Below are 1,267 nucleotides of genomic sequence, written 5' to 3' on the forward strand. Positions count from 1 at the left end.
GTTTTAATGGCCATAGTCATGCCCGCCGCTCCCTTCGCTGCGTAGTAAACGCCGAAGAAGTTCATGACGATTTGCTGCAGCACCATGAATGAAACGGAATAAACGAAACCTTCTTCTCCAAAAGCAAACAGGACAATCGGCGCACCATAGTTTCCGGCGTTCATGAAGGCCGTGGATAAAATGAGTCCACTTTCTGTAGGCGTGTCATAACGAAGCACTTTCGCTGCCAGTTTATCAATAGCTAAGATACCAAATAAGAGCAAGGCAGAGAACACGACCATCATTAAATAATCGCGATCGAACTCGGCTTCATAAAAGGTTTTGAAGACGAGGCAGGGCAGCATGATATAAAGAGCGACCGTTGAGATCGACTTGATTTCCAGTTTTAATATTTTTTGTAAGACATATCCCGCGAAAAAGACGAGTACAACAGGAAGTACCACTTGGAAGAATATCGTCAAAGCTCTTCCCTCCAATTTCGAGATTCTTTAGAACTCTAATAGTTTATCAGATACTATCAATAAACCATAACATTCCAGCTTACCAAAACCTGTCACCTCAGGTCATCCAGATTTTGGATGACCTGAGGTGACAGGTTTTTACAATTTTCATCGTATTAGCAGGATTTGCAAGGATAGAAGGCGAATGATAGATAAGATCAAATGAAACCTATGAAAGGATGATTATATGGCCAATCCAAGGCGTGTCTGGTTTCCACGCGCAAGCTATCATATCACAGCAAGAGGGAACCGAAAAACGGATATCTTTTACGACCATCATGATCGCTATTATTATTTGAGACTAGTAGAAGAAGCCAAGCACAGCTATCCCTTCCACCTTCACGCCTACTGTTTGATGTCCAACCACATTCATCTCCTTATCGAAACGATCGACCATCCTCCAGGTCTGTTCATGAAACAAATCCATTCCCAGTACGCCATGTATTTCAATCGCAAGTATCAGTATGTTGGCCATCTCTTCCAAGGCCCGTATAAAGCGGAATTGCAAGCCGATATCAACGCTTTACTCCAAGTCAGCCGCTACATTCACTTGAATCCGTGCCGCTCCTTACTCACATCGCAGCCGGAAAAATATCCCTGGAGCAGCTATCCTCACTACTTATCTCTTCGTCCTTCTCACTCCGGACTCGTCACCACATCCACGATTCTCTCTCATTTCAGAGATGAAAAAGAATATGAGTTCTTCGTCCAATTGGCAAATAGAACCACCTCAGGTCATCCAAATTCTGGATGACCTGAGGTGGTAT

Annotated in this window: 2 protein-coding genes; one reads left to right on the forward strand and one right to left on the reverse strand. The window is 43.6% G+C overall.

Annotation, left to right across the window (positions count from 1 at the left end; genetic code table 11):
- Nucleotides 1–461, reverse strand: a 461-nt coding sequence (locus LD39_RS21100; protein WP_035553541.1) for an AEC family transporter, incomplete at its 3' end; no start/stop codon positions are given.
- Between the two features lie 226 nt (nucleotides 462–687).
- Here LD39_RS21100 and LD39_RS21105 point away from each other — a divergent pair.
- Nucleotides 688–1,254: a transposase gene (locus tag LD39_RS21105; RefSeq protein WP_035553544.1), complete on the forward strand. Its 567-nt coding sequence runs from the start codon at nucleotides 688–690 to the stop codon at nucleotides 1,252–1,254.
- The last annotated feature ends 13 nt before the right edge of the window (nucleotides 1,255–1,267 follow it).

The sequence above is a fragment of the Halobacillus sp. BBL2006 genome (genome assembly GCF_000786645.1).
Lineage (GTDB): Bacteria > Bacillota > Bacilli > Bacillales > Halobacillaceae > Halobacillus.

Excerpts from the sequence above, each read along its gene's own strand:
- LD39_RS21105 (WP_035553544.1), top strand. The coding sequence starts at position 688 with ATGGCCAATCCAAGGCGTGTCTGGTTTCCACGCGCAAGCTATCATATC.